Origin of the sequence: Variovorax sp. J31P207, assembly GCF_030316965.1 — a bacterium.
Taxonomy (GTDB): domain Bacteria; phylum Pseudomonadota; class Gammaproteobacteria; order Burkholderiales; family Burkholderiaceae_C; genus Variovorax; species Variovorax ginsengisoli_B.
The window spans coordinates 424,716-438,354 of the sequence record NZ_JASZYN010000007.1 but is presented as its reverse complement, the minus strand read 5'-3'; the positions used below and the strand labels follow the sequence as shown (position 1 = coordinate 438,354).

Genomic DNA, 13,639 nt, shown 5'->3' with positions numbered 1-13,639 from the left:
GTCAGCGCTTCTCGCGCGGCGCCTGCGCCTTGACCACCGCATAGCGCTGCAGCGTGCGCTCGCGGGCCTCCGCATGGTCGACCACCGGCTTCGGGTAGTTCCGCCCGAGCTCGACGCCGGCGGCCACGAGCTCCACCGGGCTGGCGGTCCAGGGCGCGTGGATCGCCGCATTCGACAGCTTCGCCAGCTGCGGCAGGTAGCGGCGAATGAACTTGCCTTCGGGGTCGAAGCGCTCGCTCTGCGTGGTCGGGTTGAAGATCCGGAAGTAGGGCTGCGCGTCGCAGCCGCTGGAGCTCGCCCACTGCCAGCCGCCGTTGTTCGAGGCCAGCTCGAAGTCGTTGAGATGCAGGGCGAAGTAACGCTCGCCGCGGCGCCAGTCCAGCCCCAGGTCCTTGCAGAGAAAGCTCGCCACCACCATCCGCAGGCGGTTGTGCATGTAGCCGGTCTGGTTGATCTGCGCCATGGCGGCGTCGACCAGCGGATAACCGGTCTTGCCCTGGCACCAGGCGTCGAACAGCTGGTCGGCATGCTTGCCGTGGTGCCACTGGATACGGTCGTATTCGGGCTTGAAGCTGCGTGACTCGTCGCCTTCGGCCACGTGCGGGTGGTGGGCCAGGATCTGGAAATAGAAATCGCGCCAGATCAGCTCGCTGAGCCAGGTCGCCGCGCCGGCATCCCCCTGCAGCGACAGCTGGTGCGCCACGCCCGCCAGCTGGCGGATCGACACGGTGCCGAAGCGCAGGTGGACCCCCAGGTAGCTCGGGCCGCGCACCGACGGATAGTTGCGGGCCGCGTCGTAGCGGTCGATGCGCTGGAAGAAGTCGTCGAACAGGGCGGCGCCGCCCTGGCTGCCGGTCGGGATGTCGAGCTCGGACAGATTGCTCTTCTCGAAGCCGATGTCGGCCAGCGCCGGCACCGGCGCGCGCAGCGGGTCGGGCAGCGGCGCCAGCGCATCGGCGTGGCGGCGCACCGGGTAGGGCTTCAGGTAGAAGGCGTCGACCTTGGCCAGCCAGGCGCGCTTGTACGGCGTGAACACGCTGTAGGGTTGGCCGGTCTGGGTCAGCACCTCGTCGCGCTCGAAGATGGTCTGGTCCTTGTAGCTGTGGAAGGCCACGCCGGCATTGGCCAGCGCGCCCAGCACCCGGGCGTCGCGGGCCAGGGCCGCGGGCTCGTCGTCGCGGTTCGCGAACACCGCCTGGACGTCGAGTTGGCGCGCCAGCAAGGCGATCTCATCCTCGGCGACGGCATGCCGTACCACCAGCCCGCTGCCCAGGCCGCGCAGCTCGGCGTCGAGCTCCACCAGCGACTCCCGGATGAATTCCACCCGCCGGTCGACGCGCGGCAAAGGGTCGAGAATGGCGCGGTCGAACACGAACACGCACACCACCTGGCGACAGGACCGCAGCGCCTGGTAGAGGGCCGCGTTGTCGTCCACACGCAGGTCGCGGCGAAACCACATGAGGCCCTTGGGATAGATCTTGTCGACGGCCAGTAAAATGGGCGGCATGGCCCTTGATTCTGCACCGATGAACCTCACGCATCATTTTCTGATCGCGATGCCGGGTCTGGAAGACAAGGCCTTCAATCGCAGCGTGGTCTACCTGTGCGAGCACAGCGAACGCGGCGCGCTCGGGCTGGTGATCAACAAGCCCAGCGAAATCAACCTGGGCGTGCTGTTCGAAAAGATCGAGCTCCACCTGTCGCGTCCCGAACTCGGCAACGCGCCGGTGTTCCAGGGCGGGCCGGTGCAGACCGAGCGCGGTTTCGTGCTGCACGAGCCGGTCTTCTCCGATGCCGACAAGCCCAACGAATCGGTCTACGCCTCGACCATGACGATCCCCGGCGGCCTCGAGATGACCACCTCCAAGGACGTGCTGGAGGCCCTGGCCACCGGCGCCGGCCCGCGCAAGGTGCTGGTGTCGCTCGGCTACGCGGCCTGGGGCGAGGGCCAGCTCGAATCCGAACTGGCCGAGAACAGCTGGCTCACGGTCGGCGCCGACCCGGCCGTGATCTTCGACACCCCGGTCGAGCAGCGCTACGACAAGGCGCTGTCGCTGCTGGGCCTGGAGGCCTGGACCTTGTCGCCCGATGCGGGGCATGCATGAGCGATCCGGCGATGCCCGACCGCAACATGCCTTCCCCGCCCGTTCCCGCCCATTTCCAAAGTTTCCTGGCCTTCGACTACGGCCAGAAGCGCACCGGCGTCGCCAGCGGCAACCGGCTGCTGCGCAGCGCCACGCCACAGGCCACCATCAAGGCCGAGGGCGACGCCCGCTTCGCCCAGGTCGAGGCCCGGATCCGCGAGTGGCAGCCCGACGCGCTGGTAGTCGGCGTACCCTTTCACCCCGACGGCGCGCCGCACGACAACACCCGGGCCGCGCAGCGCTTCGCCCGCCAGCTGCACGGCCGCTTCCGCCTGCCGGTGTACGAGGTCGACGAGCGCTACAGCACCACCGAGGCGTTGGCCGGCGGCGCCCGCGACGCCGATGCCGCCTCGGCCTGCATCATCCTTGAACAGTTCCTGAGGAGTCTCCCGTGAACGCAATCCCCGACGCCGAGGCGCTCTATATCGAGCTGCTGCGCGGCGTGAAATCCCTGCTGCGACCCGACACCCGCCTGGTCGGCATCACCTCGGGCGGCGCCTGGCTGGTCGAGCGGCTGCAAAAGGACCTGGGCCTGGCCGGCGCGCCCGGCATCATCTCCTCGGCCATGCACCGCGACGATTTCGCCCGCCGCGGCCTGGCGGCCAGCGCGCAGACCACGCTGCCCTTCGACGTCAATGGCGCCGACGTGCTGCTGCTCGACGACGTGCTCTACACCGGCCGCACCATCCGCGCCGTGCTCAACGAGCTGTTCGATTTCGGCCGTCCGGCCTGCGTGCGGCTGGCGGTGATGATCGACCGCGGCGGCCGCCAGCTGCCGGTGGCGGCCGACTTCGCGGCCCAGAAGCTCGAACTGCCCGCCACCCAGCTGCTGGCCCTGGCCCGCGGCGACACCGGCGCCTTCAGCTTCAAAGTGGAGGAAAACACCTGATGCTCTACAAGCGAAACCCCCAGCTCAACAAGAACGGCGAACTGATCCACCTGCTGTCGATCGAGGGCCTGCCGAAGGACATCGTCACCCACATCCTCGACACCGCGGCCAACTTCACGAGCGTCAGCGACCGCGAGGTCAAGAAGGTGCCGCTGTTGCGCGGCAAGAGCGTGTTCAACCTGTTCTTCGAGAACTCGACCCGCACCCGCACCACCTTCGAGATCGCGGCCAAGCGGCTGTCGGCCGACGTCATCAACCTCGACATCGCGCGCTCGTCGGCCACCAAGGGCGAGTCGCTGCTCGACACCATCGCCAACCTGAGCGCGATGGCCGCCGACCTGTTCGTGGTGCGGCACAGCGAGTCGGGCGCGCCCTACCTGATCGCGCAGCACGTGGCGCCCCACGTGCACGTGGTGAACGCGGGCGACGGGCGGCATGCGCACCCGACGCAGGGCCTGCTCGACATGTACACGATCCGGCACTACAAGAAGGACTTCGCCAACCTCACGGTGGCGATCGTCGGCGACGTGCTGCATTCGCGCGTGGCGCGCTCCGACATCCACGGGCTCACCACGCTGGGCTGCGCCGAGGTCCGTGTGGTCGGCCCCAAGACGCTGGTGCCGAGCGACATGGCGCAGATGGGCGTGCGCGTGTGCCACACGCTCGAAGAGGGCATCAAGGACTGCGACGTGATCATCATGCTGCGCTTGCAGAACGAGCGCATGAGCGGCGCGCTGCTGCCGTCGTCGCAGGAGTTCTTCAAGACCTTCGGCCTCACGCCCGAGAAGCTGCAGCTCGCCAAGCCGGATGCGATCGTGATGCATCCGGGGCCGATCAACCGCGGCGTCGAGATCGACTCGGCGGTGGTCGACGGCCGGCAGAGCGTGATCCTGCCGCAGGTCACTTTCGGCATCGCGGTCCGCATGGCCGTCATGAGCATCGTCGCAGGTAACGAAGCATGAGCAACATCCTGATCATCAACGGCCGGGTGCTGGACCCGGCCTCCGGCCTCGACCGCCAGGCCGACATCGCGATCGCCGACGGCCGGGTGCAGTCCATCGGCGAGGTCTCGCCCGAGTTCCGGGCCGAGCGCACGCTCGATGCGCAGGGCTGCGTCGTCGTGCCCGGCCTGGTCGACCTCGCCGCACGGCTGCGCGAGCCCGGCTACGAGCACGAGGGCATGCTCGAGAGCGAGATGGGCGCGGCCGTGGCCGGCGGCGTCACCAGCCTGGTCTGCCCGCCCGACACCGACCCGGTGCTCGACGAGCCCGGCCTGGTCGAGATGCTCAAGTTCCGGGCCGAGAAGATGCAGCGTTCGCGCCTGTTCCCGCTCGGCGCGCTGACGCGCGGGCTGGCCGGCGAGGTGCTGACCGAGATGGCCGAGCTGACCGAGGCCGGCTGCATCGGCTTCGGCCAGGCCGAAGTGCCGCTCGGCAACACGCAGGTGCTGCAGCGCGCGCTGCTGTACGCGAGCACCTTCGGCTACACCGTCTGGCTGCGCCCGCAAGAGCGCGACCTCGGCCGCGGCGTCGCCGCCAGCGGGCCGCTGGCGACCCGGCTCGGCCTGGCGGGCGTGCCGGTGGCGGCCGAGACCATCGCGATCTTCACCATCGTCGAGCTGATGCGAAGCACCGGCGCGCGGGTCCACCTGTGCCGGCTGTCGAGCGCGGCCGGGGTGGCGCAGGTGCGAGCGGCCAAGGCCGAGGGTCTGCCGCTCACTTGCGACGTCAGTATCAATTCGCTGCACTTGGCCGACACCGACATCGGCTTCTTCGACAGCCGCGCCCGCCTCAGCCCGCCGCTGCGCCAGCAACGCGACCGCGATGCGCTGTCGGCCGGGCTGGCCGACGGCACCATCGATGCGCTGGTGTCCGACCACACGCCGGTCGAGGCCGATGCCAAGACACTGCCGTTCGCCGAGAGCGAGGCCGGGGCCACCGGCCTCGAGCTGCTGCTGCCGCTGGCGCTCAAGTGGGGCGAGCAGAGCGGCGCCGGACTGATGCGCGCGATCGAGGTCGTCACGGCGGCACCGGCGCGGCTGCTGGCTGCTCCGGGCGTCGGCAGCCTGGCCGCAGGCGGTGTCGCCGACCTCTGCGTGGTCGACCCGGTGCACGAGTGGCAGGTCACCCCCGAAGCGCTGAAGAGCCAGGGCAAGCACACGCCCTTCGGCGACTACGCCATGCGCGGACGGGCCCGCTTCACGCTCGTCGGCGGCCGGGTGGTGCACGGCTGATGCAGTCGCTCTCCGCCAGCTGGAGGCTGCTGCGTGCGATCGTGCACATGCTTTCAGGGTGGTGGACGATCCGCTTCCGATTCGAGCGCCTGTCGCCGGCCGAGCGTGCGCAGTGCGTCCAGCAATGGGCCGAGCGCCTGCTCAACATCATGGGCATCCGGCTCACGGTGCACGGCACGCCGCCCGCGCATGGGCCGGTGCTGGTGGTGTGCAACCACCTGTCGTGGCTAGACATCGTGGCGATCCACGCCGCCCGCCACGTTCGCTTCGTCTCCAAGGCCAGCGTCCGGCACTGGCCGGTGATCGGCACGCTGTCGACCGGCGCCGGCACGCTCTACATCGAGCGCGAGCGCCGGCGCGACGCGGTGCGGGTGGTGCACCACATGACCGAGGCGCTGCGCGCGGGCGACATCATTGCGGTCTTCCCCGAAGGCACGACCAGCGACGGCCACGGCTTGCTGCCCTTCCATGCCAACCTGCTGCAGGCGGCGATCTCGTCGGGGGCGCCGGTGCAGCCGGCGGCGCTGCGCTTCGCCGATGCGGCCAGTGGCCAGAACAGCGATGCGCCGCGCTATGTGGACGACGACAACCTGCTCGCTTCGCTGTGGAACACGCTGAAGGCGCCGCCGCTGCTGGCGATCGTGCATTTCGGCGAGGCCCAGCCGTCGACGGGGCGCGATCGCCGGGGGTGGGCGAAGTCCCTGCATGCCGACGTTCAGTCGCTGCGCCGCGAACTCAGATAGCCCTGGGCGACCGGCCCAAAAAAAGGCAGCACCCCGAGGGGTGCTGCGCAACGGCGCCGAGGGCGCCGGGAGGAGGAATCGTCGTTCAGAGAACCCCGAAAACCTTCAATCCGATGATCACGACGAGCGGCACGCCGCAGAGCCAGAGGACGATGCTTTTCATGAGGGGTCTCCAGTAGGTGTCAGTGCTTGCACCTTAGGGCGGCGCCTGCGCATCGGGTGCCGGAAAAAGCAACTGGAGCGCGTGGGTGCTTGCCTACAGGGCGGCCGGGGCAGGCAACAGGCCCAGGTAGTGGTCGAGCATCTGGAAGTGGTCGTCCAGGAACTGGTCTTCCAGCGCGGCCAGCGCCCCGATCGGCGTCCAGTGCGCGGCAGCGGCGTCATCGTCGGCTCGCAGCCCCGGCAGCTCGCGCTCTCCCAGGTCGAAGAAGTGACCATGGGTGATCGTGCGGCCGCGTGCGCTGCGGTCCGGGCGGTCGAACACGTCGGTGGCTCTCAGGCAGGCGCGCAGGGTGGCCGGCGGCAGCGCCAGATGGGTTTCTTCATCGAGCTCCCGCAGGGCCGCCTGCCGCGTGGTCTCGCGCTGTTCGAGGAAGCCGCCCGGCACCGCGAGCAGGCCCTTGCCGGGCGCCTGCCCGCGGCGGATCAGGAGCACGTGGCCGGCGCACCGGACGACGCAGTCGACCGTCACGAGGACCGGAGGGTAGGGCGCCGAGGCCCAGGACGCCTCGTACGCTCTCAACAGCGCCGCTTCCTGCGCCAGGGCCTCGAAATGCGGCCCGGTGCTCCAGGCGCGCAAGAAATCGATGGTGCCCGGAGGCAGTTCGCCTGCGAGCGTGGCCAGTGCCTCGTCCGGCGAGGCGAACAGCGCGTCGCGCATGCGGCTGGCACGGCGCACCGGCACTTCGTCCGCCCGCAGCAGCGTCCACGCCGGGAACGCGTCGAGGTAGTCGCGGGTGGCATCGCGGGCGTGGCCGACCAGCGTCAGCTTGGGCGCCGGGGACGCTTCGATGCTCCCCAGCGCATCCGCGACCGCATGGTGCACGTCCGCCAGCCAGCGGATCTCGTCGAAACGATCGCGCACCGGCACGCAGTGCAGCCGCGGGCGCTGCGCTTCGGGGAGCGCGAGGCGAATCATCTCGGCGCGTTCCTGCCAGGTGAAGGGAAGCTTGGGCGAGCGGGCCTGGTACGCCGAGCCGATCACCACGACCACGCGCGGCGCGGCTTCGAGTGCCCGCTCGACCAGCGACAGATGGCCGTCGTGGAAGGGCTGGAAGCGGCCAATGACGACCGCGGCGTCCGATGGATTGCGAGGGTGCACAGATGGCCTTGAAATCGGGAACGGCGCAGCCTGGCCGGCGGCGCGTCAACAGAACATGAATGCCAGGATGGCGGCATCGTCCGCCCAGTTCAGCAGCGCATAGCCGGCGAACCTGTAGGCCAGCACGGTCGCTTGGTTGATCAGGTCCTGCATGCTGGAACGGTGGCTGGCGCCGGATTTCTTCTTGTCGAATCGGTGACTTGGCTGGTGCCCTCGACAGGAATCGAACCTGTATCTGAGTCTTAGGAGGACCCCGTTCTATCCATTGAACTACGAGGACGAGCGCGCCCGAACTTTAACAGTTCGGCTAGTCGAACTGCACCGTGAAGATCAGGTCGACAGCGCTTTGCTGCCCCGCCTGTGCCCGCAAGGTCAGCCGCCGGGTCAGGTCGTAGAAGATGAACAGCGTGCCCAGCGTGCCGCCCAGGCCGCGCTCGTAGGTGACATAGAAATCCCGCGCGATGCGCTTGCCCACGGTGACTGTCGAGTCGCGGACGTCGCCGCTGCTGCCCGGACCTTTGAAGCCGATCTCGTCGAGCCCGAAGCGGCTTGCCAGCCCACCGCCGCCACTGCCGCCAAGACCTCCCAGCAGCGCCAGCGCGGCCTGCTGCAGCAGCACCGATTCGCCGCCGCTGGTGGCCGACGCCCGGCCCAGCACCAGCCAGCTGAGGGTTTCCTGGTCCGACAGCTGCGGCTCCGAATACAGCCGCACGCGCGGCGACTGCGCGGTGCCGGTGATGGCGACGCCGGCGCGCTGCGAGATGTTGGGACGGATCGCCAGGATGTCGAGCTGCGGGTTGTCGAACGGGCCGTTGAAGCGCGCGATCCCGGTCTCGATGTTGAGCGCCTGCCCGTAGGCGCGGTACTGGCCGGCGACGGTCCGGACCTCGCCGGTGATGCGCGGCGGTGCGTTCAGGGCGGTGCTGCGGATGTCCAGCTTGCCGGCCAGCCGGGTCGTGATGCCGCGGCCCTGGACCGCGAAGTCGGCGCCGAGGTCGAAGCTCAGCGCGATGTCCGGCGGCTTGGCGGTCTCCGCCCGGGCGACTTCGCTCTGGTTTTCGGCGGCCCGGCGCTTGGCCTCCTCGGCGGCTTCGCGATCGATCGCCGCCGAGCGGACCACGACGTCGCTGCCCAGGCTGGGCGCGGTCTCGTCGGGCAGGATGATGACCGCGCGGTCGGTCTTGATGTCGCCCCGCACCGTGAACTGGCCGCTTGCGAGTTGGGCCTGCAGCTTGCCCGACAGCGTGAGCTGTCGATCAGCACGCACCAGCACGCGCAGCGCCCGCAGATCGGCCTGGATCGACATCCGGATGCCGCTGCCGGCGCCGGCCACCGGTGCCGCGCCCCAGCCCAGTTCGCCGCGCGCCGACAGGGTGCCGCCGTCGCGCGCCGCCTCGCTGGCCGCGGTGCTGAGGTTGCCGCTCTGGCCCGGGATGCGCGTCTGCGCGCCGGCCCCGCCCTTGAGCGTGAATTCGGTGATCTCGACCCGGTTGCCCGCCAAGGTGGCGCGCAGCCGGCCGTCGCGCAGGTCCAGCCCTTCGACCAGCGCCCGCAGCGCCAGCTTGTCGGCGGCCAGGGTGCCGTTCCAGCGCGGCTCGCTGCGGTTGCCGGCGAGCGTGGCATCGGCGTCGAGCGTGCCGGCCATCCGCCAGCCTGGCGGCGCCAGCATCGACCAGACGCCCAGGTTCGGCATCCGCGCCGTGACGCGGCCGGCCAGCGGGGCGTCGTCGGCCCAGTGCCAGCCGCCCTGGCGCTGCTGCACCCGCGTGCTGGCCTCGATCCGGATCTCGCCCGCCCGCTCGCTGTCCCAGGCCAGGTTGGCGCGCACGGTGTCGCCTTCGGCGTCGAGGACGAACTCGGCGCGCTTCAGTCCGGCCGGCGTGCTGGCGCCGGGGCCCGCGGCATCCATGGTGCGTTCGCTGGCGGTGCCCGTGCCATGGCTGCGGATGCGCGTGACCAGCGCGGCCTCGCCGGCCTGTACCCGCAGGTCGCCGCTTTCGCGCGTCAGGCGGGCCTTGGCGCGCAGCGTGTCGCCGGCGTCGATGTCCCAGTCGCCGTTGAACAGCAGGTCGCCGCTGAAGCCGACCTGAGCCAGCGTCTCGCCGTTGCCGAGCAGCTCGGCCCAGGCCATCGGCAGGCCCTGCAGCCGGCCCTTGGACTGCAGCCGGAAGGCCCGCCCCGCCTCGGTGCCGGTGCGGCTGAAGCGCAGCGGCTGCCAGTCGATCCTGACCGTGCCCGGTGCCGGGCCCTTGAGGGTCGCTGCCGCGGCGGAGGCTTCGAGGTCGAGCCGCGGGTTGGCGCCGGAGGCCGTGCGCACCTTCAGGCTGACGGGGCTGCCGAGTTCCAGCACCCAGGGGGCGACATCCGGCCGCGCGCTGTCGAGTGCCTGCACGCGCAGGCTGGCGAGCGCCGCGCTCCACTGGTCCCGGCGCTCGATGCCGGCACTGGCCCGGGTGTCGAGCGTGATCTTGCGGCTGCCCGTCACGGCTTCGCCCTTCAGGGCCAATGTGGCCTTGGCGAGGCTGCCGGACAGCTCGGCACGCACACCGTTGAGCACGATCGGGCTCGGCGCCGCCGCCTCGGAGGGCGGCAGCCTCACCTCGAGCCTGGGGATAGCCAGCGTGGCCTGCAGCGTGGGTTCGGCGCCGCCGCGCGGCGCGGGCTCGTTGAGGGCCTGCAGCCGGCGCTGGACCGCCTGCCAGCCGCCCTTCCAGCTGGCGTCCAGCCGGGCGCTGCCCTGGAGCGCGGTGCCGCCGAAGAGGGGGCCGAGCTCGGGCAGGCCTTCGATCCAGCCCTGCAGCGCCGCCGCGTCGTCGATCCGGGCCTGGACGTCGCCGCCGCCCGTGTTCGGCGCGATCCGGCCGTCGACCAGCGCCGTGGCGCCGGGAACGGCCAGGTTCAGCCGGCCGCCAGCCGCTTGATCGTCGACCCGCACCTGCAGCCGGCCTTCGATGCTGGCGCCCCGGGCCTCGACGCGCAGGCTGCGCAGGTCGAGCACCTGGTCCTGCCACTGGCCCTTGGCGAGCGCCCGTTCGAGCCGCAGGCCCTGCAGCTCGCCCGCCCCGCCGGCGCCGCCCTCGGCCTGCAGCGCGACGTCGAACTGCAGGGCATCGCCGGTCTGGCCGGCCTGGATGCGGCCGTTGACCGGCGCGCCGTCGAGCCGGGTATGAAGTGCGCCGGGACTGACGCCGCGCACGGTGGCGTCGACTTGCCAGGGCGCCGGCGCGGGCCCCCAGCTGCCCTCGGCGTCGATGCGGCCGCCGCCGGCGCGCACGCTGAGCTGCGGCAGCGTCCAGGTGCTGCCGTCGAAACGGGCCCGGACGTCCAGCTGCTCGACCGGCAGCCTGGTCTCGTCCCATGGGCCCGGCAGCGCATTGCGAACCTGCGCGCTGGCCTGCCAAAGTGATTCGCCGGGCGCGGCGGTCGCGTCGGGACCGGCGTCGATCTCGCCGCTCAGCAGCGTGGCGGGCGCTTCGGGCCAGAGGGTGGCCAGGTCGATGTTCTGCAGCGCGGCCTTGGCGTCGATCACGGGCTGCGGCTGCCAGGGTGCCAGGGTGGCCTGCAGCTGCGCCTGCATGGGCTGGTCGGCGCTGGCGTCGACCGGATGGAGCTCGGCCGTCACCGCCAGGCGCGCGTCGGGGCCGGCGAGCTGGCCCTGGATTTTCGCCTCGGCCCGCACGTCGAGGCTGCGGTCCTGCGCCAGCAGCGCGCGCACCCGGCCGTTCAGCGTGGCGTCGAGCGCCATCGGCGCCGGCCCCTGCAGGCGCAGTTGGGCGCCGTAGTGGCCGTCGGCGATGTCGACCGCGGTGATCTCGAGCTGGTGGTGGGCGTCGCTGTAGCGATAGCTGCCTGCCAGCCCGGTCGCCTGCAGCGCCGGCGGCCCGGCCCAGCGCAGGTCGTCGATGGTGAAGGGCAGCTCGATCTCCACCGGCAGCACCAGCTGCTCGAGCGGCTCGACCGGCTTGCTTTCGGCCGGGGCGCGGCGCTCGATCAGCAGCTGCGCGGCGTGGACTTCGCCGAGCTGCACCCGGCGCCGCAGCAGGGGTGCCAGCTGCCAGCCGATGCGGGCATCCCGGACCTCGACCGCCAGGCTCTCGCTCTCCCAGCGCAGCCAGCCGATGCGGCCACCGGCGCGCAGCGACCCGCTCACGTCGCGGCTCTCCAGGGTCTGACCGGCCGGGAGGTAGCGCGCCGTGCGCGCCAGCGCGAAGGCCAGCGACTGGTCGGACCCCAGCCACCACCAGGCGCCCGCGCCCAGCAGCAGCACCAGCGCCACCAGGCCGGTCAGGCCCCACGCGAATGCGCGCAGCGCACGGCGCCCGCGCGAGCGCGGCGGCGGCGTGGCGGCAGGGGCGTCGGTGGCGTCGTCGGAGCGCATCTAGAAAGTGAAGCCGAGTCGGAGGTGAAAGCGGAACGCATGGACGTCGATGCCGTAGGCCAGGTCCATCTGGACCGGGCCGATCGGGCTGGCCCAGCGGGCCCCGACGCCGACCCCGATCTTGGCGCTCAATTCGGCCGGCCGGTCGGCCACCGCGCCGGCATCGATGAAGACCGTGCTGTCCCAGGCGGTCAGCTGGCCCTGGTAGACGAAGGGGCGCTGCCATTCGATGCTCGCCACGCCGAGGTAGCGCCCGGCGATGACCTGGCCGTCGGGCTTGACCGCGCCGATCGAGCGGTAGGCGTAGCCGCGCACCGTGGTGTCGCCGCCGGTGAGGAAGTTCAAGGTCGACGGGATCTGGGCCCGGTCCGCGGCGCTCACCACGCCGGCCTCGGCGCGCAACTGGATGCGGGCGTTGCGCCGCTGCGTGCCGTCGTCGTTGCTCACGCTGCCGGCCGGGACGAAGCCGATCCAGCGCACGTAGGTCCGGGTGAAGGGCAGCTGCTCGCCCGACAGCGTGTAGCCGCCAGCCAGTTCGAGCGCGACCCCCTGGCCGCGGGTCGGCGCCGCCGCGTTGTCGAAGTAGCGGCCGGTCCAGCCCCAGTTGAGGGACAGGGCCGAGGCCGATGGCGGCGGGTTGAAGCCTCGATTCACCGCATAGTCGTACTGCAGGAAGATGCTGCGGTCGATGTGGTCGCCGCCCTGGCTGCGGCCGCCGCGCAGGCGACCGCTGTCGACAGTGAAGCTGCCCGAGACTTCGCTCTTCAGCTGGCCCGATGTAAAGGAGCGCCAGCCGCTGTCGTCGGGGATCGCGGTCCATTCGGTGCCCAGCGATTGCATGTCGCGGTCGATTGTGAGCTTGGACACCGCGCGCCAGCCGAGCAGCGGCATGTCGTTGTGCGAATGGTCGATCGACAGCCGGGCGCCGCTGTCGGTGGTGAAGCCGACGCCGAGCACCACGCGCTGCAGCGGCGCCTCGGTCAGCTGGGCGACCACCGGGGCGGCCTGCGGATCGGTCGTGGTGTCCAGCGTCAGGAACACCGAGTTGAAGTAGCCGCTGCTGGCCAGCCGCTGCTGGGCGTCGAGCAGCAGCTGCTGGTCGTATTCGGCGCCGGTCGGCACCCGCGCCAGCCGCCGCACGTTGTCGACCGGATAGCGCTGGCTGCCGTTCACCACCAGCGGCCCGAAGCGGAACGCCGGGCCGGATTCATAGGTCGCGCCGAGCCTGGCTTCGCTGCGGTCGGCGTCGATCTCGGCCTTGCTGGCGAGGATGCTGCCGGTCGGGTAGCGCCGGGCCGTGAGCGTGCGCAGCGCCGCGGTCTTGGCGGCGTCCCAGGCCTGCTGGTTGAAGGGCTGGCCGGCGCGCAGCGCCCAGCCGGTGCGGATGGCGTCGCGCTGCGCCTCGGCGGCGGGGTTCTCGGCGATCGGCCCGCTGAAGTCGATCTGCACGCTGCTCACCCGCGTCAGCGGGCCGGGCTCGACCGTGATCCTGACCTCCCGCGGCGCCTTGCCGCCGGGCGTCTCGCGCAGCTCCAGCGTGAGGGTGGGCGTGAAGTAGCCCAGGGTGTTGAGCAGTTCGCGCGCATTGGCCTCGGCCGCCACCATCAGCCGCGAGATCTCGACCGCGCCGAGGTCGTCGAGCTCGCGAAAGCGCTGGATTTCGAGGTGGCGTTCGAGGAACTCGCGCACCGCGGCGGGGTCGGCCTGGACATCGACCGTGAACGCCGTGCCGGCGATGCCGCCTGCGCTCGCCACGGTGCTGGGGGTCGCGTCCGATTCTGCTGCGTCCTTCTGGGGCAACAGGCTGCAACCCGACAGTAGAAGAGCGGCTGCAAATAAAAACGCCGGCCACCACGCCGGCGCATGAACACGGACCACCCTAAGCATGCGGGGATTTTGACAGCATGCGCAGAGGCCCCCCGGAGGCCGGG

Annotated in this window: 10 protein-coding genes and 1 tRNA gene; 6 read left to right on the top strand and 5 right to left on the bottom strand. The window is 71.1% G+C overall.

Annotated elements, in window-relative coordinates:
* Position 1: 1 nt before the first annotated feature.
* Positions 2–1,507 (bottom strand): cryptochrome/photolyase family protein, encoded by a 1,506-nt coding sequence (locus tag QTI68_RS25175; protein WP_286525486.1) that lies wholly within the window; start codon positions 1,505–1,507, stop codon positions 2–4.
* Here QTI68_RS25175 and QTI68_RS25170 point away from each other — a divergent pair.
* From QTI68_RS25170 to QTI68_RS25145, 6 genes are read left to right on the top strand one after another with little or no spacing between them, the layout of a single operon-like run.
* Positions 1,506–2,105, top strand: a complete 600-nt coding sequence (locus QTI68_RS25170; RefSeq protein WP_286525485.1) for a YqgE/AlgH family protein — start codon at positions 1,506–1,508, stop codon at positions 2,103–2,105. The two genes, QTI68_RS25175 and QTI68_RS25170, sit on opposite strands and share 2 nt — an antisense overlap.
* The gene (gene ruvX, locus QTI68_RS25165) at positions 2,102–2,539 is read left to right on the top strand and encodes a Holliday junction resolvase RuvX (protein ID WP_286525484.1); all 438 of its coding nucleotides are present in this window, start codon (positions 2,102–2,104) and stop codon (positions 2,537–2,539) included. Before QTI68_RS25170 ends, ruvX begins: the two co-directional genes overlap by 4 nt.
* Positions 2,536–3,033 (top strand): bifunctional pyr operon transcriptional regulator/uracil phosphoribosyltransferase PyrR, encoded by a 498-nt coding sequence (gene pyrR / locus QTI68_RS25160; RefSeq protein WP_286525483.1) that lies wholly within the window; start codon positions 2,536–2,538, stop codon positions 3,031–3,033. The genes ruvX and pyrR overlap by 4 nt, the downstream gene beginning before the upstream one ends.
* Positions 3,033–3,995, top strand: a complete 963-nt coding sequence (locus QTI68_RS25155) for an aspartate carbamoyltransferase catalytic subunit (RefSeq protein WP_286525482.1) — start codon at positions 3,033–3,035, stop codon at positions 3,993–3,995. Before pyrR ends, QTI68_RS25155 begins: the two co-directional genes overlap by 1 nt.
* Positions 3,992–5,266, top strand: a complete 1,275-nt coding sequence (locus tag QTI68_RS25150; RefSeq protein WP_286525481.1) for a dihydroorotase — start codon at positions 3,992–3,994, stop codon at positions 5,264–5,266. The genes QTI68_RS25155 and QTI68_RS25150 overlap by 4 nt, the downstream gene beginning before the upstream one ends.
* Positions 5,263–6,009 (top strand): lysophospholipid acyltransferase family protein, encoded by a 747-nt coding sequence (locus tag QTI68_RS25145; protein WP_286525586.1) that lies wholly within the window; start codon positions 5,263–5,265, stop codon positions 6,007–6,009. The genes QTI68_RS25150 and QTI68_RS25145 overlap by 4 nt, the downstream gene beginning before the upstream one ends.
* Before the next feature lie 256 nt (positions 6,010–6,265).
* Here the strand turns inward: QTI68_RS25145 and QTI68_RS25140 are convergent, their stop codons facing one another.
* The 4 genes from QTI68_RS25140 to QTI68_RS25125 all read right to left on the bottom strand — a co-directional run bounded on the left by QTI68_RS25140 (position 6,266) and on the right by QTI68_RS25125 (position 13,595).
* Positions 6,266–7,330 (bottom strand): NUDIX domain-containing protein, encoded by a 1,065-nt coding sequence (locus tag QTI68_RS25140; RefSeq protein WP_286525480.1) that lies wholly within the window; start codon positions 7,328–7,330, stop codon positions 6,266–6,268.
* A gap of 205 nt (positions 7,331–7,535) precedes the next feature.
* Positions 7,536–7,610 (bottom strand) — tRNA-Arg (locus QTI68_RS25135).
* Positions 7,611–7,637: 27 nt separating this feature from the next.
* Complete coding sequence (locus QTI68_RS25130) at positions 7,638–11,708, bottom strand: translocation/assembly module TamB domain-containing protein (protein WP_286525479.1); 4,071 nt, start codon at positions 11,706–11,708, stop codon at positions 7,638–7,640.
* Positions 11,709–13,595: an autotransporter assembly complex protein TamA gene (locus QTI68_RS25125; RefSeq protein ID WP_286525478.1), complete on the bottom strand. Its 1,887-nt coding sequence runs from the start codon at positions 13,593–13,595 to the stop codon at positions 11,709–11,711. It lies immediately after the preceding gene.
* Between the last annotated feature and the right edge of the window lie 44 nt (positions 13,596–13,639).